This is a genomic window from Bradyrhizobium sp. (genome assembly GCF_035273305.1).
GTDB lineage: Bacteria > Pseudomonadota > Alphaproteobacteria > Rhizobiales > Xanthobacteraceae > Bradyrhizobium.
In genome coordinates this window covers 1-21,740 of the sequence record NZ_DATEPI010000301.1, presented here as the reverse complement: position 1 = coordinate 21,740, position 21,740 = coordinate 1, and the positions used below count along the sequence as shown (strand labels likewise).

Genomic DNA, 21,740 nt, shown 5'->3' with positions numbered 1-21,740 from the left:
CAGCCGCGCGATCGGCTTGTTGCGCCTGACGAAATCGGCAATGACGTCCTCGAAATCGTCAATTCCGCCCTGCACCGGTATATTGCGGATCAACTGGCCACGATCGGCCGGCGATGGCGACAACACACCTACCGGCCACAGGTGCTTGACCGCGCCAGTTTCGATGCCGCGCAGAAGTATCTCCGCGTCGGCGTCGCGGCAAACCAGCAGCGTCGGCGAAGCGCCCTCGGTGCGGGCATGATGGCGTGTGCGTGAATAGCGGAAGTAGCGGTAGGCGAAGCGCAAAGCGCTCAGGAAGAACACCTCGAGAAACCAGTACAGAACGATGGTCGTCTTCCCGAGAAAAAACGGGGTCTGCAGGTTTGAGGCGGTCAACGCGCCCCGGATGTTCAGCGCGACAAAGACATAATCCATCACCAACAGAGCGAGCGTCAGCACCGTTGCGACGCGAACTATGTTCAACGCGTCCGGCAGCGAGATGAAACGCCATTTGGTGGTAGTCAGGTTGAACGTGTAGCAGACCACCACGCTGAATGCGGCGAAGTACGGCAGGATCTGCAACAACAACGGTAGCCGGTCAAAAAACGCCTCGCCCTCGAAGCGGAGATAAAAAGTTACGAGCACCGCAAGCATCGTCGCCAGCGCGTCGTGAACCGCGATCAGCACGTTGCGCAACGTCATATTCGGAAGAGGCATCATTTCGCTGGCAAGGAACGAACAAGTTCTGGGCTGGCCGACTGCGATGCCGCTGATATCTCATCTTCCGGGTGGACACCAGCCATCATGCTCTTGCTGCCTGTGCGTTTTCTTCGCGTCGACAATTGCGCAGCACCATGCCACCGGCGACCCCAACGCCCAGCACATACATCCACCCCTCATGGAAATCGAAGATGTGAGAATTGAACAGCGAGGTGAAGACATTCTGCAGTACGATCATTAGTCCGATCCAGGCTGCCAGTCCCTCGCCACGAAACAACAGCAGATGCATCAGCCACATCACGTACAATAACGCGACGCCGATTGCGCCCCACTGGACGGCAACATTTAAAGTCTGATTGTGCGGGTTGCCGATCACCTCGGCGTCGGCGCCGTGCTGATTGATCGCCGCTTCCTCGAAAAGCCCGCGAATGGAGCCAGTTCCATGGCCAAAAATCGGCGCCTCGGAAATAAATCTCAGCGATTTTTGCCAGAATACCAGCCGCAACCCGAGTGAGGTCGGCTCGTTGCGTTCATGATAGAGCTGGTAGTCGCTCAAAAATCTTTGCGCCGTGCCGCGCAATTTTGGCGACGTAGCCCAGGCCAAGCCGCCCAGAACGGCCGTCAGGCAAGCAATTGCAACGATGCTGCGCCATTTCAGATGAAGCAGCGCGAACACCGCCAACATGATCGGCATCGTGACGAGCGCGGTCCGCGATACGCTGACGAACAGCATATTAGCGACGAAACCCAGGGATAGCGCGATCAGCAGGACCGCGAGCCAGAACTTCTGCGCTCGCCAGAGAATGACGACCGGATAGGCCAGCACCACGGCACAGAGCGCGAATTCCTGACTCTGGTCGATGTAGTTTTTGACGGGGACGCCATAGGCGGCGTCCGATTTGAGAGCGAGATGCGGCTCGAACGTGACGATCCAGGACAGCAGCATCAGCACCACGCATGACGCCAGGAATCCCATCAGCACCTTCAGGGCGCGCGCGGACCGTTCGAAATGATAGAGCAACAACGGAATCATCAACAGCTTTGCGGCCGGACCGACCGCGTGGAGCCGCTCGCGCCACGATGCATCCGACCAGAGCATTCCGAGCACTGCGAGCACAAACAGCGCAATTGGCAGCGCGCAAATCAGTCGTCTCAGTGATTGCAACAAGGCTTTGGTATCGAGATACGGCACGATCGAAACCAGGAAGGCGATGGCGAAGACCGCGACCAGAGTGGTCGACCAGGGCAGCGACGCAGCGACCAGGATCGCGAAAACGTCTGAGGTCGTCGATCGGACACCCGGATCGCGCCAATATGTCCATCCCGTCGCCGCAATCGACTCCTTGGCTAACACGCTCACGCTTTGCCTCCACGCGCGCGATTGACCAGCGATGTCGTGCTGAAGCCGGGCAAGACATCCACCAAAAGAACGTGGCCTCCGATTGCTTCGACGATCTCGTGGCCGACCACCTGCTCGCGCGTGTAGTCGCCACCCTTCACCAGCACACTCGGCCTGATCTCGCCGATCAGTTTCACAGGCGTGTCTTCGTCGAAGATCACCACAAGATCGACCGCCTCCAGAGCCGCGAGCACTTCGGCGCGCGCGCCTTCGTCCTGAACCGGGCGCCCCCTTCCCTTCAGCCGTTTCACCGATGCATCACTATTCAGGCCGACAATCAGCCGATCACAGGCGCCGCGCGCGGCCGTAAGCACTTTCACGTGCCCGGGATGCAGGATGTCGAAACATCCGTTGGTAAATCCGATCCGCAAGCCCTGCCTGCGCCAATCGGAGAGAAACGGGTCAAGACTGATCCCCGCGGGGATGATTTTCTCCTCAGCCGCGAGAGATGCAGGCGGCAGAATCTTTCGCCGCAGTTCGGCTGGGCTCACGACGGCCGTGCCTTTCTTGCTGACGGCCACCGCCGCCGCCGCGTTCGCCATTCGCAATGCCGTCTCCCATTCGGCCCCTGTCGCAAGTGTCGCAGCGAGTACCGCCGCAACCGTATCGCCCGCGCCGGAAACATCCCGGACTTTGACCGGATGAGCCGGAACATGAACCGCCTCGCTATTGCGAGGCACCAGCGTCATGCCTTGCTCGCTTTGCGTCACCAGCATCGCCTCGCAATCCGCAACGTGCATTGCGTCTCGCGCAGCCTCGGCAATGCTGTTTGGCGTATCCGCGCGGCTGCGGGTTGCCTCGGCGAATTCCTTGCGATTGGGCGTAAGCAGGGTCGCTCCCCGATACATCGCGAAATTGACGCTCTTGGGGTCGACGATCACGGACTTGCCCAATTTTCGAGCGGTGTCGATAACGCTGCGGATCACCCGTGGGGTCAGGACGCCCTTGGCATAGTCCGACAGCAGCACGATATCGGCTCGCGAAACCAGAGGCAAAATCGAATCGATCAGCTTTTGCTCGACCTCGTCCGCTGCCGGCACGGCGAGTTCCCAATCGGCGCGCAGCATGTGAGTGGAGAAATGTTCGGAAACGAACCGGACTTTCTTCGTCGTCGGCCGTTTCGGATCACATACCAGGATGCTTTCGATCAGAACTTCCTTTGCAAGGGCTGTCTTTAATTTTGCGCCTTCCTCATCATCGCCGACCAGGCCGACAAAAATGCAGCGCGCCCCGAGCGAGGCGATGTTGCGAGCAACGTTGCCCGCGCCGCCGATGTTGGTCTCGCTTCGCTGAACCGCGATCACAGGCGCCGGCGCTTCGGGCGAAATCCGGGAAACCTCGCCATAGACGAATTCGTCGAGCATGAGATCGCCGACGCACAGAACCGTCCGGCTGGCGATCGCGCGCGACAGGGCGTCAAAATCGAACATCAGAATCCATCATCTGGTTGCGTTACCGGAAGCGATCGGCGGAGTTGAGAAAATCCTTGATGTAAGTCTCGACCGTCTGTTCCAGTGGCCTAAAGCCGCCATTGTAACCGGCGCGCTGCAACCGATCGACATCGCTCTGCGTGAAGTACTGATAGCTCGCACGGATCGACTCGGGCATTTCGACATACTGAATGTTCGGACGGGCCCCCAGGGCAGCATAGGCCGCGAGCATCATATCCTTGAAGCTGCGCGCCTTGCCGGTACCGACATTGAAGATGCCGCTAACCGAGGGCGTCGCCAGCAGCCAAATCATCACGCGAATTGCGTCTTCGACATAGATGAAATCGCGCCGCTGATCGCCGTCGGCAATGCCCTCACGGTGCGACTTGAAAAGCTGCACGGGACGGCCGGCTTTGAGATCGTCGAAGCGACGCGCCAGCACGCTCATCATCGTGCCCTTGTGGTATTCATTGGGACCGAACACGTTGAAGAATTTCAGGCCGACCCATTGCGGCGGCAGTTTTTCGCCTCGCGCGGCGCGCTCGGCCACGGCCATATCGAACAGATGCTTGCTCCAGCCATACAGATTCAGTGGCCGCAACGCCTTCAGGCCCGATACAGAGTCATCGTCGCGGAAGCCCTGCGCGCCGTCACCATAGGTCGACGCCGAGGAAGCGTAGATGAATGGCGTGGCATTGGCCGTGCACCAATCCAGCAGCCGCATCGAGAGCCGAAAATTGGTCTCGATGACGAGATCGCCGTCGCTCGCGGTGGTCTCCGAAATCGCGCCGAGATGGATCATGGCGTCCAGACGGCGGCCATCGAGCCAGGCCAGCAACTCGGATGGCGGTACAATGTCGGCGAGCTGCCGCTTGGCAAGATTGCGCCATTTGCTGCCATGCCCGAGCACGTCGCAAACAGCCACGTCGCCGCGACCGGCGTCATTGAGAGCGGCGACCACGTTCGATCCGATAAAACCGGCACCACCGGTCACCAGCAACATTCCCTGCCCTGCCTTTGATGTGGGATGCCAGCTTTGCCTAGCGCATGATCCGTCCGACTGTAAGCGGTTTGGCCAAGGCCGCTCCGTCCTTTACGCCGACCCCCGGAGCAGTTACCGACAAGCTCAAAATTAGACCAGCCCAATTCCAATCCATGAACAAAGATTCAGACCATGTGGTGAGTGTGGAGGACGCGGCGGACACCCGCCCGATCCTGATCGTGCCCTACATGTGGATAGGAGATTTTGTGCGCGGGCACAGCGTGGTGCGGGTTCTCAAACAGCGCTGGCCCAATCGACCCGTCGATCTGCTGGTGACCTCATTATGCGCGCCGCTGGTCGACTACATGCCCGGCGTGAGGTCCGGCATCGTCTGGGACCTGCCACGGGGTCGATTGGCATTGGTCAAGCAATGGGAGTTAGCAAAGCTGCTGAAGGCGCGAAACTACCACACCGCGCTGATCCTGCCCCGGACCTGGAAATCTGCGCTGGCGCCGATGCTCGCGGTGATCCCAGAGCGAGTTGGCTTCGTCGGAGAGGCCAGATTCGGCCTCATCAACCGTTGGCGATGGGGTGAGAGATCCCTGCCCCGCTTCATCGACAAAAACGCTGCACTGGCGCTGCCGGACGGCGCGCCACTGCCGCCGGAGTGGCCGGTACCCCAACTTGACGTCCCCAAAGACGTGGTAAGCCGCTGGCGCGCAACCCACGGTCTCGGCAGCGGAACTGTCGTCGCACTTGCCCCCGGCTCTGTGGGAGCCTCCAAGCGCTGGACTTATTATCCGGAAGCCGCGCGTCTGCTGGCCGAACGTGGATTCCACGTCTGGGTGGTCGGAGGCCCCGGCGAAAAGCCTTTGGCGGCTGAAATCGCGACCGCGGGCGGACCGCGCGTGCGTGACCTGACCGGGACCGACCTTCGAAACGGCGTGTTGGCGATGGCGGCGGCCGATGTCGCGATTTCCAACGATTCCGGGTTGATGCATATCGCGGCCGCGCTGGGCACGCCGACGATGGGCATTTTCGGCCCTACCAGCCCGTATCTCTGGGCCCCCCTGAATGGGCTGGCGGCAACGGTTCAGACTAAAACGGTGGTGCCGTGCCAGCCATGCCAGCGCCCGGTCTGCAGGATGAACGATCATCGCTGCATGCGCGACATTACAGCATCGGAGGTGGTGAATATCGCGCAACGGGTGCTGACCGAGGCCGCAGGTCTTGCGCGATGAGCTTGCCGGTTGCACGTCCTTGCCGCGATCACTACCAACGATGCGAACCCGCAACCTTGGGGGCTTGCTTTTGAACGAGGATTCCAGGGACCCGATCGCGGCGCATATGGCGCGCTCGCTGGCCGTGCTCGAGCGGGCCACGCAGGATTCCAAGTTGAATGCCAGCGCGCGCGATATCGCTGCTGCCATCGTCGCGGCGCTGCGCGCAGGCAACAAACTCCTGATCATTGGCAATGGCGGCAGCGCCGCCGACGCTCAGCATATCGCCGCCGAAATCGTCGGCCGTTACAAACAGGACCGGCCTGCATACGCCGCGATCGCCCTGACGACCGACACCTCGGCGCTGACCGCAATCGCCAATGACTACGGTTTCGAGCAGGTATTCGCGCGCCAGGTCGCAGGTCTCGGGCAGCCGGGCGACGTGCTGTTGGCACTATCAACCTCGGGACGCTCGGCGAATATCCTGGCCGCGCTGCGCACTGCGCGTGAGCGCGGTCTTGTCACGGTGGGCTTCACCGGCACCAAAGGCGAAGGGCTTCGCACGCTCTGCGATCATCTGTTGATCGCGCCCAGCGATGACACGCCCCTCGTGCAACAGATCCATCTCGCCATCGGTCACGGCATTTGCGATCAGATCGAGCAAACCATGATGCGCGAGGGCGCGCCGGAATGAGCGCCACCGATTCGCGGGTCACCACGCTGCGGCCTGCTGCTTTTCTCGACCGCGACGGCGTCATCAATCACGACGACGGCTATATGGGGACACGCGACCGAATTCGCTGGATGCCGAATGCGGCGAAGGCGATCCGTAGGCTCAATGACGCCGGATATTTGGTTTTCTTTTTCACCAATCAGTCGGGCGTGGCCCGCGGATTATTCACGGAGAACGATCTGCGCGTGCTGCACGACTGGATGTGCGCTGAACTCGCGGCGCAAGGCGCCCGGATCGACGACATCAGATACTGCCCGCATCATCCCGACGGTTCAGTCGAAGGCTATCTCGAAGATCATCACTGGCGAAAGCCGAGCCCTGGCATGATCCACGACCTCATCGAACACTGGCCGGTACGGCGCGAAGGCAGCTTTGTAATCGGCGATCGGCCGAGCGACATCGAGGCGGCGGAAGCAGCAGGGCTGCCGGGCTTCCTGTTTACCGGCGGCGATCTCGACGCGTTCGTCGCAAAAATCATCGCTCAGACCAGCATCCGATAAACTTCCGCGATCCGTTCTGCTTCGGCGTCCAAACTGAATGTCTCCGCCGCACGGGCCCTTGCGCGCGCGCCCATGTCCGCTGCCGAATTGGGATCGTGCATCAGCGGCTCCAGCGCCCGAACCAGCGCCTCAACATCGCCTGGCGGCGTCAGCACGCCATTTACGCCGTCCTCAACGACGAGTTCGGCGGCGCCCGCACGTGAAGCTACCAGCGCCGCCCCGGCCGCCATCGCCTCAATCAAGGTAAGACCGAAGCCCTCGTTGCGCGAACTGAAGACATAGATCGTCAACCGCTGGTACCAGCGCTGCACCTCCTCGATCGGCATTTCGCCCATGATCAGAATACGTGACTGCAGGCCCGTGGCTTCGATGCGCTTCTGCAATTCGTTGGCAAATCCCGATTGCTCTGGCGTGATCGCGCCGACCATCACAGCGGTGAAATCAGGAAAGCGTGGCAGCAATCGACACATCGCCTCGACAAATACATCGCTGCCCTTTTGCGCGCGCACCCGGCCGAAGCATCCAATCGCGTAGCGGCCCGGTAATCCGCTTTGTGCGAACGCTGACGCGCGATCGGCTGGCGGTGCGTACCGCTCGGTATCGACGCCGTGAGGAATCACGACAGCTTTGCGCTTGAGAAACGAGGCGGAAATCTCGCTGGTTGCAATGATCGCGTCCATTCTGCTGATCAGCCAGCGCGTGATCCAGGTATGCTGCCGCTGGGCCGCCGACGTGAATACCAATTTCAGCGGCCATCCCAGGCCCCTCAGCAGCACGCCGACGATCATCTCGTTGTTGCGCCGCGCGTGCCAGATCACAGGCGACCGGCGTGCCCGCAGTCGCAGTAAATCCGCGATCCCGATCCGGGCGATTGCTTCGGGCGCATCCGGACCGAACCATGCCGAGCGGAATAAGCGGGCGAGCTTGGGCGCCACCATTCGGTTGGTCGCCGTGACCCCCGAATAGCGCCTGTGCAGATTCGGCACGATCAACTGGAGATTTTCAGCGGGTGTGTTTTCGATTCCCACGTCTGGCTCCGTTTAGCGCATTGGCTATACGCAACATTAAGCATGGTGGCCAGTTCACTGAGCGTCGAAACCAATCGTCAGCGCGGGACCGATAAAATCTCGAGCAAAACTGGAGAATTGGTGAACCCATGAGCGTGCTTGTCACCGGCGGCGCCGGCTACATCGGAAGTCATATGGTTCTGGCGCTGGTTGAGGCCGGCGAAAGCGTTGTCGTGGTCGACAATCTCTCGACGGGATTCTCCACATCGCTGCCCGACGGTGTTCCGCTGTTCATCGGCGATGCGGGAGACGAAAACCTGGTCGAAGGGGTCATTGCCGCCCAAGACGTGAAGAGCATTATCCATTTCGCAGGTTCCGTGGTGGTGCCGGATTCGATACGGGATCCCCTTGCCTACTATCGCAATAACACCATGACCACGCGAAGCTTGCTCAAGGCCGCGGTCAAGTCCGGCGTCAACCAATTCATCTTCTCATCGACAGCAGCGGTGTACGGCAACCCGGACAAGGTTCCCGTGCCGGAGGAAGCACCGACGCGGCCATTGTCGCCGTATGGCTCCTCGAAGCTGATGGCCGAGATCATGCTGCATGATGTCGCTGCCGCGCACGGCATGAAATATGTGGTGCTCCGCTATTTCAATGTGGCCGGCGCCGACCCGCAGGCGCGTATCGGACTGGCGACGGTAGGCGCAACTCATCTTCTGAAGATCGCCGTCGAAGCAGCAGTCGGTCCCCGCGCGAAGGTCGACGTGTTCGGAACCGATTACCCGACCCCGGACGGAAGCTGCATTCGGGATTTCATCCACGTCAGCGACCTGGCGCAAGCGCATCGCGCGGCGCTCGCCTATCTCCGCGGGGGCGGAGCCTCGGTGACCCTGAACTGCGGTTACGGACGTGGTTATTCGGTACTGGAGACGATCGAAGCCGTGCGGCGCATCTCCGGACGCAATTTCGCCGTTCAACATGGACCGCGCCGCCCCGGCGACATCATGGCCATGATCGCGGATACTTCCCGGCTGCGCACGGCCCTGGACTGGACGCCGCAATACCAAGAGCTAGAGACCATCGTCGCGCATGCGCTGGCGTGGGAACAGAAACTCGTTCGCGAGCGCCAGAGCGAGTTGCAACACGCCACCTCCGCGTAGATTCTCGTCCGGCGCAAGCCCTGATTTGACTTGAAAAACCGCGATATAGCGGGCAAGGAGGCATTTCGCAGCTGCCGGACGGTGAGTGATTTGCCCTTTCCGTCGATGGAACGCGGATGACCGAAATTCCCACCAAAATCAGCGACGATCCGTATGGCGCCGCGATCCTGATTCGCCGCCTGATTACTGAGCAGGGCGTGGCCTACTGGCGCCGTTACCTCGTTGCGTTCCTGTTGATGGGGGTCTCCGCCGGCGCGACCGCGGGCTCCGCCTGGATCCTCGGACAGGTCATCAACAAGGCCTATGTCGACAAGGACGTGCGCGGCATCGCACTGCTGTCGGGTGTAACGGTCCTGATCTTCATCCTTAAGGGCGCCGCGACTTACGGACATCAGGTTATTCTTTCGAAGATCAGCAACGCGATTTTGGCCAACAACCAACGCCGGCTGTTCGCGAAATTGATGAACGAAAGCGTCGCGTTCTTCTCAGAGCGCCATTCGTCGGAATTTCTCGCGCGCCTGACATCAGGTGCGAACTCGGTGGCGCAGGTGCTGAGCTTGCTCATCAACGCGCTCGGCCGCGACGTTCTGCTGCTGATCGGATTGGTCGCGGTCATGCTGATGCAGGATCCCTATATGGCCCTGCTCGGATTCCTGGTAGCGCCACCGGCAATGCTGGTGCTGCGCAAGCTTGTGAAACGAATCAAGGGACTGGCGCACAACCAATTCACCGGCACCGCCGACATTCTGGAAACCATGCAGGAATCCGTGCAGGGCATCCGGACCGTCAAGGCGTTCACGCTAGAGCAGACCATGCGCGAGCGCATCGACGCCAGCATTGCAGCCGTTGAACACAACGCCAACAAAATGGCACGCGTGTCCAACCGCTCCAGCCCGCTGATGGAAACGCTAGGCGGTCTCGCGGTGGCGGGTGGCCTGATGTATGGCGGCTACAGCGTGGTCGCGATGGGCGCAACGCCGGGACAATTCTTTTCATTCCTGACCGCGTTCCTGATGGCCTATGAGCCGGCCAAACGCCTGGCTCGGCTGAACATCGAATTGAACAGCAATCTGATCGGCGCCCGCAAACTGCTGGAAATCGTGGATAGCCCGTCGAGCGAGCCGTTGGAGGACGACAATCCGGCGCTGAGATTGATGGAGGCACGGGTGGAGTTACGCAACGCGACATTCGCTTACCGGCCGAACGAACCCGTCATCAAGCGCATGAGCTTCGTCGCCGAGCCCGGAAAGGTGACTGCGCTGGTGGGCCCATCCGGCGGCGGGAAGTCGACGGTGCTTGCGCTTCTGCTGCGGCTCTATGAGATTGGAGAGGGTGAGATCCTGATCGACGGACAGTCGATTTCCGCGGTGTCGCGGCGATCGCTGCGCGCGCAGACCGCCTATGTCGGACAAGACGTCTTTTTATTCCGCGACACCATCGCCGCGAATATCGCCTTCGGCAAGGTCGGCGCCACCGAAGCGCAGATCATGGCTGCCGCAAAGGCAGCCTGCGCGCACGAATTCATCATGGGCTTTCCGTTGGGCTACGATACGCCGGTGGGCGAGCACGGAACGCAATTGTCAGGTGGACAGCGGCAGCGCATCGCGGTCGCGCGCGCACTGGTGAAGAATGCGCCGATTATCTTGCTCGATGAAGCGACCGCGGCGCTGGATTCGGAATCCGAACAGCAGGTGCAGGAAGCCATCGAGCATCTTTGCCAAAACCGCACCACGATCGTGATCGCGCATCGGCTGCACACCATCATGCATGCCGACGCCATCCTGGTAGTCGAGGGCGGCGAGATCGTCGAGCGCGGCCGGCACGAGGATCTCCTGCGCCGCGGCGGCCGTTACGCGTCGTTCTTCCGGATTCAGCATCGCGATGCCGGCCCACTTGCGCTGGCGCCGATCAGCGCAACCGCCTAACAGGTACACCAAAAGTTTTCGCCTCAAACCCGCCGAGAGTCCTTCATGAGCGTTACGTCCTTTGTCATTCCATCCCCGCCGCAAGCTTCGCTCGCCGTCGCCGGCGACAGCAAATCGTTTCCTGTTCGGCGCATCTGGTGCGTCGGCAGGAATTATCTCGAGCACATCCGCGAAATGGGAAATGACGAACGCGCGCCGCCGTTTTTTTTCGCCAAGCACGCCGACATGCTCGAGCCTGATGGCGCCACCATTCCTTATCCTCCGCTGACCAAGGACCTGCATCATGAGGTCGAGTTGATCGTGGCCATGAAGAGCGGAGGGCTCAATATCTCTGCCGACAAGGCGCTCGACCACGTCTATGGCTACGCGGTCGGGATTGATCTCACCCGCCGCGATCTGCAATTAGCCGCACGCAAAAAGGAGCGCCCCTGGGAGGTCGGCAAATCCTTCGACCATTCGGCCCCGTGCGGCGCGGTACAGCCGGCATCAAAGATCGGCCATCCCGCCAAGGGAAAAATCTGGCTTTCCGTCAACGGCACCGAACGGCAAAAGGGTGACCTCACCGAACTGATCTGGAGTGTGCCGGAAATCATCGCAAAGCTGTCCGAGCAGGTTTCGCTCGGCGCCGGTGACATCATCATGACGGGAACGCCGGCCGGCGTCGCCGCACTCTCACCCGGCGATAAGATCGAGTGCGGGGTCGATGGCATTGGCACGTTGAAGGTGACGATCGGCAAGCCGGCGGGCTAAGCCGCCGGGCGGAGCTTTTTTCAATTCCGAAGCGCACTGGCAACCGGACCGACGAGTTGTTGCGCGAGCATATGGTAGCCTTCCGGCGTGAGGTGCATCCCATCGGGTTGGTGCGGCTTGCCACGGAACATCACGTTCGGCAACATAACGACCTTGACCCCCATCGCCTTTAGTCGAGCTTGGATCGCGGCGGTGTAGTTGGGTGTCCCCCTTCTCATGTCGTTTCCGCCGGGCTGCAGGATGACGACCTTCGTCCCTCTCGGAACTGTGCTGTCAAGCCGAGCCATCATTCCGCCCGTCGTGTCACCATTAATACCCGCATTGATGACGGTGACGTCTAATCCTCTCGCTCGAATCATGGCCTCGAGCTGGGCGGGATACGCTTGGCTGGGTGAGACACCCTTGCCAGCAGTGTTGCTGGCTCCGAGAGCGACGACCGTCGCGGCATGCGCGACACCAAATTGGAAAATCCCCAAAACAGCAGAGACAACAACCAGTTTAGATATCAGCCGCATCTTCAAAAACCTCCAATCCCGCGCACCTGCTCACAGAATGTGCTCCCGGAAATGATGTCTCGCACGGCAGCGAAACGACGCTATGTGCCATCACCGCCATCATTTTCGGGTGCTTCTCTGTCGAGAGCCCTTTTAACAAATTCCACGGAATCAATTGCTGCCCCAAGCTGGGTGCGAAACTGCTCAATCGCTTCTTTCATCGACGGTGGCAGGTCTCCCCACCAATCAATAACCCGACTCATCGCCTCTTCAACGGTTAGCAGAATTTCCTCAATTGCAATATCAGGGTAGGTTCTCGCCATAACGCGTCGCCTCTCCATTGCCAGACTCTGTGCTGCAGTATACGGAGCACCTAAGTGAGCCTCTCAAGTTCGCGATCGAGACGCCAGACACCTACACGACCCGCTCCCCGAGTCTCGACTTCGCCAGCTGCAGTGCAGGAAAAACTCGCACTGAGGAGCTCACGTGTCGCATTCGAAAGCTGAATTTCGTCGGGTTTGGCCGCATGCTGAATTCGCGAGGCCACGTTGACGGTATCACCCCACAAATCGTAAGCAAAGCGGCTGCGGCCTATCACACCTGCGACTGCAGGGCCCGAATGAATTCCAATCCTCAATTTGAGCGGCGCGCTCGCGAAGGTTTCTCCGTCCATGGTGTCCCGGAGATCAAGCGCATAGTGGGCAAGCGTCTCGGCGTGGCTGGAAGAGGGTTCGGGCAAACCAGCGGCCACCATTACGCAATCGCCGATCGTCTTGATCTTCTCGCAACCGAGCCGCTGAGCGAGTTCGTCCGCGACGGAGAAGAAGCGGTTCAGCATACCTACGGTCGCCTCCGGGCCGGCCTGACGCGCGGCCGCCGTAAATCCAACGATGTCCGCGAAGAGCACGCTAACGGACTTGTATCCATCAGCGATCCGTTCGCCGGACTTAAGTCGTTCAGCCACTGGCGCGGGGAGAACGTTCAGCAGGAGCGCGTCCGAACGACGAAATTCGCGCTCCAGCGCCGCTTCGGCTGTGTCGACCAGATGGATTGAGTATCGGGTGGTCAGGAAGAGCACGCACATCGTCAGTGCTGATGTGGCGTAGAATAGAGCTTCTGACTCATCTATCAACATGGGGATGTGGGATGGCCAACGAGGCAGAAGCTTGGCCGCGACGACGAATGCTCCCCAGGCGACCAGGGTGGTGAGCAGCGGTAGTACAATCGGACGAGGGCCCAGGAAGATCAGCGAAAAGATCGCGACGAGAATCAAAAACAAGTGTGAGCCCGATGCGTGTCCAAGCAATAACGTGAAACTCAGCATTGCCACTACAAATACGCCGAGAAACCAGACACCGGCGAATGGGTCCGGCCAGCGCTGGAACAAGGGTGTCATGGCCCACAGGACCGCAGTCGCGAGATTCACGCCGATAGCTACAGCGTAGGCTCGGGCGTCGAGCACGGAGTAGAGGATAGCGAAGAACAGATCGATAGCGATCCCAACCACTACAATCACGTTCATGATTTTGTTGATGATCTTGCGGCGCCGTAACGCGCGCTCCGACGCGAGGGGCTCAGGTGTTTTCACAGCTGACGACGGTCCTATTTCGCCGCGGCGTGACATGCGCATGCTTTCCAGCAATGGCGACCAGTTCTAGTCTGCCAACGTGTGCTGAGCCCGACAAGCCTATTTCTGTCCACATAAAACCGGATCTCGCCAAAAGCTTACTCCAAGTGTTGGTCCCTAACTTCCGTTGAGGTCATTCACGACCGTGTTGGCGAACGCTACGGCTGGCGAAAGGAGCGAGACCGATAGTTGCCAATGCTACACGCGAGGCGCATCCTGGGAGGAGCTATAGCTCCGCTTCCCGAGCCCCAATGGTTGGTTTCATACAGCCGCCCTGCGAGGCCGACGTTATCCGGGCGACACCGGCTTTTGACGCGGCACTTTCGCAAAGACGCAAGCGGCTGACGCTGGCGGCGACGATATTCGGATCGAGCATGGCATTTGTCGACGGCTCGGTGGTGAATATCGCCCTGCCGACGATCCAGCATGCCATGCATGCAACCGTGACTTCGACGCAGTGGATCGTCAATGCCTACTTGCTACTGCTGGGCGCAATAGTGCTGATCGCAGGGGCGGCTGCCGATCTTTACGGCCGTCGACGCATCTTTCTCGTCGGCATTGCCGTTTTCACTGTCGCATCCATCGCATGCGGCTTCTCCCCGAACATCACCGCGCTCATCATCAGCCGCGCGATACAAGGGATTGGCGCCGCGCTGCTCGTCCCAGCGAGTCTCGCTATGTTGGGGGCGACCTTCGACGAGCACGAGCGCAACCGTGCGATCGGGATATGGTCCGGTGCGGGCGCGCTGACCTCTGCCGCCGGTCCGGTGTTGGGCGGCTGGCTGGTTGACCAGGTGTCGTGGCGCGCGATCTTTCTGCTCAATGTGCCGCTGGCGATCGTCGCTGCCGGACTTGCCGCCGGGTTCGCCTGCGAAAGCCGCGATGGCAACGCGAGATCACTCGACTGGGCCGGCGCGGTTACGATCGCTATCGGCCTGGCCGCGATCACCTGGGGGCTTAGCGCCATTCCCGCATTTGGATTTTATGACAAGGCCGTGCTCGGCGCGCTCGGATTGGGATCTGTATTCCTCTTGTTGTTTTTTGCAATCGAAGCCCGGTCCGGCGAACAGGCGATGATGCCGCTATCGCTGTACGGGTCGCTCAATTTTTCTGCAGCCAACGCGTTGACGCTATTGCTTTACTTCGCGCTCGGCGGCGCGCTTTACTATCTGCCGTTCGGCTTAATCCGGCTCGGAGGCTATTCTTCGACGCAGGCAGGCGCGGCGCTGCTTCCATTCGCTCTAATCATGGGGTTCGGAGCGCCATTCGCGGGCATGCTTTCCGATCGCTTCGGGCCCCGGCCGTCGCTCACCTTCGGACCCATCATCGCAGCCTGCGGTCTGGCGCTGCTGGCTTTCTCCGATTTCCCACAGCCCTACTGGGCTGGAGTGTTTCCGGCGATCTCAGTATTTGGCATCGGCATGACCATCACCGTTCCGCCGCTGACCTCGACTGTGATATCGTCTGTCGGTGAAGCCCACGCCGGGGTCGCGTCGGGCATCAACAACGCGGTCGCCCGGGTGGCCAGTCTCATCGCGGTCGCGGCGCTCGGCGCAGTATTATTCGTCAGCTTTGCGTATCATCTTGCCGTGGCGCCGCCGGCGCAAGCGAACGAAGCGTTGAACGCAATATTGGCCGGACAGGCCGGAGTCACCGGGCAAGCGACGGCAGCATTCGACCGCGCGCTGCGTACGGCTTTGCTGGTGGCGGCGTTCTGCGCCATGTGTGGAGGCCTCGTTGGTTGGCCGTGGATCCGGCCGAAATCACCCGAGGCGAACGCCCCTTGAGTTTTGGCAGTTTTCGATCGTCAATAGTCGTTAACGGGCGTCTGTCTCCGCTTCGCCCCTGAACCCTTACGAATATTGCATCACGCCATCGTTGACCCTGCCGAACCGCAGGCTGACGATATCGAGCGCGTAGTTCTGGTACAGCCGCCATGGCCGCTTCGAGCCCTGCTTCGGCATCTTTGCCACCGAGCGCTGCACGTAGCCGGAGGAGAAACTCAGCGATGGCAGTTCGGTGATCGATGGATCGGCGTTGTGCGGCATGCATTTCTTGTAGCCATGCCGGTCCATGTAGTTGATCAGTCGACAGACATATTCGCAGGTGAGGTCGCACTTCAGCGTCCAGGACGCATTGGTGTAGCCGAACGCCGAGGCCAGATTCGGCACATCCGAATACATCATGCCCTTGTAGTTCAGCGTCCTGGCAAACTCGACCGCACGCCCGTCAACACTGACTTCCATGCCCCCGAGCACCTGCAGAACCAGGCCGGTCGCGGTGATGATGATGTCGGCTTCGAGTTCGCGGCCGTCCTTTAGCCGGATGCCGTTTTTGGTGAAGGTGTCGATCTCGCTGGTAACAACCGAAGCGCGCTTTTCCTTGATCGACTTGAACAGGTCGCCGTCCGGCACCAGGCACAGCCGTTGATCCCACGGATTGTAGCGCGGCGTGAAATGAGTGGCGATATCGTAGTCGGGACCGAGCGCCATCTTGACGCCGCCGAGGATCAATTCCTTGACGCGGGCCGGCTTGCGCCGGCTGAGCTGGAAGAAGTACATCCCCCACAGCACGTTGCGCCAGCGGATCAGATGATAGGCGAGCTTCGAAGGAAGATTGCGCCGCAACTTATTCGCCAAGGGGTCCTGCGCGGGCCGCGACACGACGTAAGTCGGCGAGCGCTGCAGCATCGTGACATGAGCGGCTTTCTTGGCCATCTCCGGCACCAACGTCACGGCGGTCGCTCCCGAGCCGATCACCACTACGCGCTTGCCGGCATAATCGATATCATCGGTCCACTTCTGCGGATGCACGATCCGGCCGCCGAAGTCCTTGCTGCCCTGGAATTCGGGCGTGTAGCCCTCTTCGTATTTGTAATAGCCGGAGCACATGAACAGGAAATTGCAGGTGAAGCGCACGGTTTCTGTACCGCCCTCGCCGCTGCGCTCCGCCTCCACCGTCCAGCGCGCCTCTTGCGAGGACCACGACGCCCGCCTGACGCGGTGGTTGAAGCGAATCTTTTGATCGATGCCGTTTTCGCTGGCGGTCTCGCGCACATAGTTCAGGATCCGCGGCCCGTCGGCGATCGCCTTTGGCTCGGTCCACGGCTTGAATGAATAACCCAGCGTGAACATGTCGCTGTCGGAGCGGATGCCGGGATATCGGAACAGATCCCAGGTGCCGCCGATGCAGTCTCGGCCTTCAAGAAGCATGAAGCTCTTGCCGGGACATTTGTGCTGCAGGTGATAAGCCGCGCCGATGCCGGACAGGCCGGCGCCGACGATCAATACGTCGACGTGTTCTGATGACATCGTGCTCTCTCCCAGCCCCGCTTCGTCCCGAGGTCAATGGCCATAGCGCCAACATCGTGCTCGCGCAGACATTCCAGGAGACGCTGTGCCCTCAAGAGCAGAATGCGAGCATAATCAATAGCGGTAGTGGTCGGCCTTGAAGGGGCCTTCCGGCTTGACACCGATGTACTCGGCCTGATCGGGGCGCAGCTCAGTCAGCTTTACGCCGATCTTTGCAAGATGGAGGCGCGCCACCTTCTCGTCCAGCGACTTCGGCAACACATAGACCTTCTTTTCGTATTTGCCGTTCCTGTTGTTTGCGAACAGCTCGATCTGGGCCAGCGTCTGGTTGGTAAAGGACGCCGACATCACGAAGCTCGGATGGCCCATCGCGTTTCCGAGGTTCACCAGCCGACCCTCCGACAACAGAATCATCCGCTTGCCATCAGGGAAAGTGATTTCGTCGACCTGCGGCTTGATATTGGTCCATTTCAGGTTGCGCAGATGCGCGATCTGGATCTCGTTGTCGAAGTGACCGATGTTGCAGACGATGGCCCGGTCCTTCATCGCGCGCATGTGCTCGATCGTGATGATATCCTTGTTGCCGGTGGCGGTGACAAAGATATCGGCGCGGGGCGCGGCGTCTTCCATGGTGGTGACTTCATAGCCTTCCATCGCCGCCTGCAGCGCGCAGATCGGATCGACTTCGGAGACCATGACCCGGCAGCCGGCCTGGCGCAATGACGCCGCCGAACCCTTGCCGACATCACCGAAGCCCGCGACCATCGCGATCTTGCCCGACATCATCACGTCGGTGCCGCGTCGGATGCCATCGACCAGCGATTCACGGCAGCCGTAGAGATTGTCGAATTTGGATTTGGTCACGCTGTCGTTGACGTTGATGGCCGGGAACAGCAGCTTGCCTTCCTTCTCCATGTTGTAGAGCCGGTGCACGCCGGTGGTGGTCTCTTCCGAGACGCCTTTGATGTTTGCGGCGATCTCGGCGAAGTAGCCTTTCGGCTTTTCCTTCAGCAGCCGCTTGATCAGCGCGAAGAACACTTCCTCTTCTTCCGATTCCGGCTTGTCGAGGAATTTGACGTCGCCCTGCTCGGCGCGCACGCCGTTGTGCACCAGCATGGTGGCATCGCCGCCGTCATCGAGGATCATGTTGGGCGTGCCGCCGCCGTGCCAGTCAAAAAGCTTTGCGGTGTAGTCCCAATATTCGGCGAGGCTTTCGCCCTTGACGGCGAAGACCGGAATGCCCGCCGCTGCAACCGCCGCCGCCGCGTGGTCCTGGGTCGAATAGATGTTGCAGGAGACCCAGCGGATGTCGGCCCCGAGGGCTGCCAGCGTTTCGATCAACACCGCGGTCTGGATCGTCATGTGCAGCGACCCCGCGATCCGCGCGCCCTTCAGCGGCTGTTTCGGGCCGTACTCCTCGCGCGTTGCCATCAGGCCCGGCATCTCGGTCTCGGCAAGCGAAATCTCCTTGCGGCCGAATTCGGCGAGCGAGATGTCCTTGACGATGTAGTCGGTGAAGGCGGGCTTCTTGGCGGTCGCGGTCATTATGTATTCCTTTGTCTTTGCCCGAACGGCGTTTCTCGCAGTAAGTCGGACTGCATTCTTTGTTTCGTCGCGCCCTGGCCTGAGCCCGGCATTCACGTGTTGGCCAAAGAGAGAGGCGCTGAATGGGCGGTCACGCCATGACGAACCAGCCCAATCACACAGCCCGCCTCAGAGCGTCGGCGAGATCGGTTCTTTCCCAGGAGAAGCCGCCGTCCTTGTCCGGCGCGCGGCCGAAGTGGCCATAGGCCGCGGTGCGTCGATAGATCGGCCGGTTCAGCTTCAGCGAACGCCGGATATTGGTCGGCGTCAGCCTGAAAATTTCCGGCAGCACCTTCTCGAGCTTTTTCTCCTCGACTTTGCCGGTGCCGTGGGTGTCCACCAGGACCGACATTGGATCGGCCACGCCAATCGCATAAGCGACCTGGATTGTGCAGCGCTCGGCGAAGCCGGCGGCGACGACATTCTTGGCGAGGTAGCGGGCAGCGTAAGCCGCCGAGCGATCGACCTTGGTCGGATCCTTGCCGGAGAAAGCGCCGCCGCCGTGCGGCGCATACCCGCCATAGGTGTCGACAATGATCTTGCGCCCGGTAAGGCCGCAATCGCCATCAGGTCCGCCGACGACGAAGTTGCCGGTTGGATTAACCAGAAAATCGGAACCCTTTTGCGGCATCCAGCCCTTTGGCAGCGCGGACTCGACTGCGCTGGAGATCATCTCCTTGATCAGGCCGGGCGAGTACTTCTTGCCGTTACGGCTTTTCTCGTTGTGCTGGGTTGAAACGACGACCTTGGTGCAGCCGACCGGCTTGCCGTCAACGTACTTCACGGTGACCTGACTCTTGGCGTCGGGCTGCAAGTCGAACAACTGACCGTTACGCCGTTTCTCGGACAGCACCTTCAGGATCTTGTGCGCGAAGAAAATCGGTGCGGGCATGTAGGAGCCCTTCTCGTATACTTCGCTCTCGTTGCAGGCGTAGCCGAACATCATGCCCTGATCGCCGGCGCCTTCTTCCTCGCCGCTTTTCTTTTTCTTGGCGTCAACTCCCATGGCGATATCGGGCGATTGGCCGTGCAGCAGCACCTCGATATCGGCGCCGTGATAGGAGAAGCCGTTCTGATCGTAACCGATGTCCTTGACGACGCCGCGGGCGATCTCGCTGATCAATTCGCGATCAACCACGGAGACCCCGTGAATCATCCGAAACAACTGGCCGCGGCCTTCACCCGCGATCACGATCTTGTTGGTCGTGCAAAGCGTCTCACAGCCCAATCTTGTATTCACGAGGCTGTCGTCGGCGATGCCGAGCTTGACGTCCTTTTCAATGAAGGCGTCGAGGATCGCATCCGAGATTTGGTCCGAGACCTTGTCCGGATGGCCTTCGGAAACCGACTCGCTCGTAAACAGAGATGACGCGCGCATCAACTAACCCCTTTCCGCCATCCTGGCGGCCTTTCCTGATGTTGTTCCTGGAATGTCAGTCCCGACGGCGCGAGATGACGTAGGATTCGTCGTAAAACCAGAGCCCGTTATGCTCGCGCAGAACCTCTCTGACGGTATCGAGATAGCGGCCACTTAGGGTCATTTCCGTCAACCGGTCGTCTTCAATCTGGGCGACATACACCGCCGCGTTCCATGCTGCAAAGGCCGTCGAGGTCCCGATCGAGCCGGTGACCTCGTCTGGCAGCGCTTCCATATCATAACGGAAGATCGAACGGTTATCGGCGTAGGCATTAAAGTTAAGGTCGCGCGCGGCCGATCCCAGCTCGTATTTCACCGCGCGCAATAGCTCATGACGGCTCACCGCGAAAGGATTTTCTCCGGGCCAAACCGCCTGGATAATCTCCATGCCGGGATCCTGCCCGTGAGAGTGAATCCCGATCAGCCGGCCCCCTGCCCGCAAGGCCCGCGCCAGTGGCGCAATGATGTGTTTGGCACGGAATTTCACAGAAGATTTGGCCCGGTAGGGCTGCGAAGCGATCACAAGGTCGAAATTGGCTTCGGAGCGGCCGGCCCGCGGGATGATCGAATCAAGCAAAAAACGGTGGTCTTCCCGGTACAGCACGATGGCCACGGGGCGTTCATAGACCGGCATGCCGGAACGCGGGCTGACCCGGGCCCGCCAGTTCTGCTCCAGGAACGGCCTAATCTCGGCGATCTGGGCCTCGAATTCGCCTGAGGAGGCGCCCCGCAGCGGGACTTCATGCCAGATCATGCCGGCTGCGGCAGCGGGCGAAGCCGGGGTCAGCCAGGGCGCTTCCGCGTAATACATGTTGGTGAGCACAAAAACCGTGGCCGGATGCTCAAATAGCCGGTCCGGGACCTTTTCCAGGGTCAACCGAACGTCCTCGAGGCTGAGCTCCTTTCCCGCGATATAAAACGGCATATGGGGAAAACGGCCGTGCATCGAGCGCATCACACGCGCCAGCACCGTGCCGTCGCCAACACCGGCATCGAACACCCGAAGCGCGGGCGGGCGCGGATGGATGCTGCCCAATTCGAGCGCCACCCGCTCTGCAATCACCCGTTTTTCGCTGCAGGTATGAACGAACAGCAGGTATTTCTGCCGGTTTTCGAAGAAGCGGAAATTGCCGCGCGGATCACGCTTTTCAACCGGAACTTCTCTGGGAGCGGGCGGCGGCAGCCCATCGGGACTGGACGCCGCGATATAGGCCTGAATGCGTTCGAGCGTGTCGATGGTGATGCGTTTGCCCTCGCGCAGCCGATGCACCAGCTTTCCATCGTTCACGGCGTGGCGGCCGAACGTCGTCTCCGCCATATCGGCTTGCCGGCAGAATTCGGCGATCTGGCTCAGGATCTCTGGATTTTTCATTGGCGATTGGGACGGACCGGTGGGCAGCGGCGAAGACGCGAATGTCCTAGCACCATCTGCCCACTTTTGGGAGGGTGCGACTTCTAGACGCTACGCACTTCTCCCCTTCGGTCGAGACGAGAAGGTC

19 protein-coding genes are annotated in these 21,740 nt (G+C 60.5%); 7 read left to right on the top strand and 12 right to left on the bottom strand.

Annotated features, from left to right (window positions below):
- The 4 genes from VJV58_RS19795 to rfaD form a co-directional block, all read right to left on the bottom strand.
- The coding region (locus VJV58_RS19795) for a nucleoside-diphosphate sugar epimerase/dehydratase (RefSeq protein WP_414641534.1) at positions 1 to 699 on the bottom strand (699 nt) is incomplete at its 3' end.
- Between the two features lie 82 nt (positions 700 to 781).
- On the bottom strand, positions 782 to 2,059 hold the full coding sequence (locus tag VJV58_RS19790; protein ID WP_414641533.1) for an O-antigen ligase family protein: 1,278 nt from the start codon (positions 2,057 to 2,059) through the stop codon (positions 782 to 784).
- On the bottom strand, positions 2,056 to 3,528 hold the full coding sequence (gene rfaE1, locus VJV58_RS19785) for a D-glycero-beta-D-manno-heptose-7-phosphate kinase (RefSeq protein ID WP_324139061.1): 1,473 nt from the start codon (positions 3,526 to 3,528) through the stop codon (positions 2,056 to 2,058). The genes VJV58_RS19790 and rfaE1 overlap by 4 nt, the downstream gene beginning before the upstream one ends.
- Before the next feature lie 22 nt (positions 3,529 to 3,550).
- Positions 3,551 to 4,531: an ADP-glyceromanno-heptose 6-epimerase gene (rfaD, locus tag VJV58_RS19780; protein ID WP_324139060.1), complete on the bottom strand. Its 981-nt coding sequence runs from the start codon at positions 4,529 to 4,531 to the stop codon at positions 3,551 to 3,553.
- A gap of 152 nt (positions 4,532 to 4,683) precedes the next feature.
- On the opposite strand from rfaD, the gene waaF reads away from it, so the two are divergent.
- From waaF to VJV58_RS19765, 3 genes are read left to right on the top strand one after another with little or no spacing between them, the layout of a single operon-like run.
- Positions 4,684 to 5,751 (top strand): lipopolysaccharide heptosyltransferase II, encoded by a 1,068-nt coding sequence (waaF, locus tag VJV58_RS19775; protein ID WP_324139059.1) that lies wholly within the window; start codon positions 4,684 to 4,686, stop codon positions 5,749 to 5,751.
- A gap of 40 nt (positions 5,752 to 5,791) precedes the next feature.
- Positions 5,792 to 6,424 carry a D-sedoheptulose 7-phosphate isomerase gene (locus VJV58_RS19770; protein ID WP_324139058.1) on the top strand — a complete coding sequence of 211 codons (633 nt, stop codon included), beginning with the start codon at positions 5,792 to 5,794 and terminating at the stop codon, positions 6,422 to 6,424.
- Complete coding sequence (locus tag VJV58_RS19765) at positions 6,421 to 6,963, top strand: HAD family hydrolase (protein ID WP_324139057.1); 543 nt, start codon at positions 6,421 to 6,423, stop codon at positions 6,961 to 6,963. Before VJV58_RS19770 ends, VJV58_RS19765 begins: the two co-directional genes overlap by 4 nt.
- Here VJV58_RS19765 and VJV58_RS19760 read toward each other — a convergent pair.
- A complete protein-coding gene (locus tag VJV58_RS19760; protein ID WP_414641532.1) occupies positions 6,945 to 7,991 on the bottom strand; it encodes a glycosyltransferase family 4 protein in 1,047 nt (348 codons plus the stop codon). The two genes, VJV58_RS19765 and VJV58_RS19760, sit on opposite strands and share 19 nt — an antisense overlap.
- 128 nt (positions 7,992 to 8,119) lie before the next feature.
- Here VJV58_RS19760 and galE point away from each other — a divergent pair, with 128 nt between their 5' ends.
- The 3 genes from galE (at position 8,120) to VJV58_RS19745 (ending at position 11,808) form a co-directional block, all read left to right on the top strand.
- Positions 8,120 to 9,133, top strand: a complete 1,014-nt coding sequence (gene galE, locus VJV58_RS19755) for a UDP-glucose 4-epimerase GalE (RefSeq protein WP_324139056.1) — start codon at positions 8,120 to 8,122, stop codon at positions 9,131 to 9,133.
- A 116-nt stretch (positions 9,134 to 9,249) separates the two neighbouring features.
- Positions 9,250 to 11,058: an ABC transporter ATP-binding protein gene (locus VJV58_RS19750; protein WP_324139055.1), complete on the top strand. Its 1,809-nt coding sequence runs from the start codon at positions 9,250 to 9,252 to the stop codon at positions 11,056 to 11,058.
- 45 nt (positions 11,059 to 11,103) lie between these two features.
- Entirely contained in the window at positions 11,104 to 11,808 is a 705-nt protein-coding gene (locus VJV58_RS19745) for a fumarylacetoacetate hydrolase family protein (RefSeq protein WP_324139054.1), read from the top strand.
- Positions 11,809 to 11,828: 20 nt separating this feature from the next.
- On the opposite strand, the gene VJV58_RS19740 is transcribed toward VJV58_RS19745, so the two are convergent.
- The 3 genes from VJV58_RS19740 to VJV58_RS19730 form a co-directional block, all read right to left on the bottom strand.
- Positions 11,829 to 12,323, bottom strand: a complete 495-nt coding sequence (locus VJV58_RS19740) for a GDSL-type esterase/lipase family protein (protein ID WP_324139053.1) — start codon at positions 12,321 to 12,323, stop codon at positions 11,829 to 11,831.
- 80 nt (positions 12,324 to 12,403) lie between these two features.
- The gene (locus VJV58_RS19735) at positions 12,404 to 12,625 is read right to left on the bottom strand and encodes a hypothetical protein (protein ID WP_324139052.1); all 222 of its coding nucleotides are present in this window, start codon (positions 12,623 to 12,625) and stop codon (positions 12,404 to 12,406) included.
- A 50-nt stretch (positions 12,626 to 12,675) separates the two neighbouring features.
- A complete protein-coding gene (locus VJV58_RS19730) occupies positions 12,676 to 13,824 on the bottom strand; it encodes an adenylate/guanylate cyclase domain-containing protein (protein WP_414641531.1) in 1,149 nt (382 codons plus the stop codon).
- A 356-nt stretch (positions 13,825 to 14,180) separates the two neighbouring features.
- Here VJV58_RS19730 and VJV58_RS19725 point away from each other — a divergent pair, with 356 nt between their 5' ends.
- On the top strand, positions 14,181 to 15,716 hold the full coding sequence (locus VJV58_RS19725) for an MFS transporter (protein WP_324139050.1): 1,536 nt from the start codon (positions 14,181 to 14,183) through the stop codon (positions 15,714 to 15,716).
- A gap of 66 nt (positions 15,717 to 15,782) precedes the next feature.
- Here the strand turns inward: VJV58_RS19725 and VJV58_RS19720 are convergent, their stop codons facing one another.
- From VJV58_RS19720 to VJV58_RS19705, 4 genes are all read right to left on the bottom strand, one after another.
- Positions 15,783 to 17,240: an NAD(P)/FAD-dependent oxidoreductase gene (locus VJV58_RS19720; protein WP_324139049.1), complete on the bottom strand. Its 1,458-nt coding sequence runs from the start codon at positions 17,238 to 17,240 to the stop codon at positions 15,783 to 15,785.
- Between the two features lie 114 nt (positions 17,241 to 17,354).
- Complete coding sequence (gene ahcY / locus VJV58_RS19715) at positions 17,355 to 18,785, bottom strand: adenosylhomocysteinase (protein ID WP_324139048.1); 1,431 nt, start codon at positions 18,783 to 18,785, stop codon at positions 17,355 to 17,357.
- Positions 18,786 to 18,939: 154 nt separating this feature from the next.
- On the bottom strand, positions 18,940 to 20,202 hold the full coding sequence (gene metK / locus VJV58_RS19710) for a methionine adenosyltransferase (protein WP_324139047.1): 1,263 nt from the start codon (positions 20,200 to 20,202) through the stop codon (positions 18,940 to 18,942).
- A gap of 55 nt (positions 20,203 to 20,257) precedes the next feature.
- The gene (locus VJV58_RS19705) at positions 20,258 to 21,613 is read right to left on the bottom strand and encodes a hypothetical protein (protein WP_324139046.1); all 1,356 of its coding nucleotides are present in this window, start codon (positions 21,611 to 21,613) and stop codon (positions 20,258 to 20,260) included.
- Positions 21,614 to 21,740 lie beyond the last annotated feature (127 nt).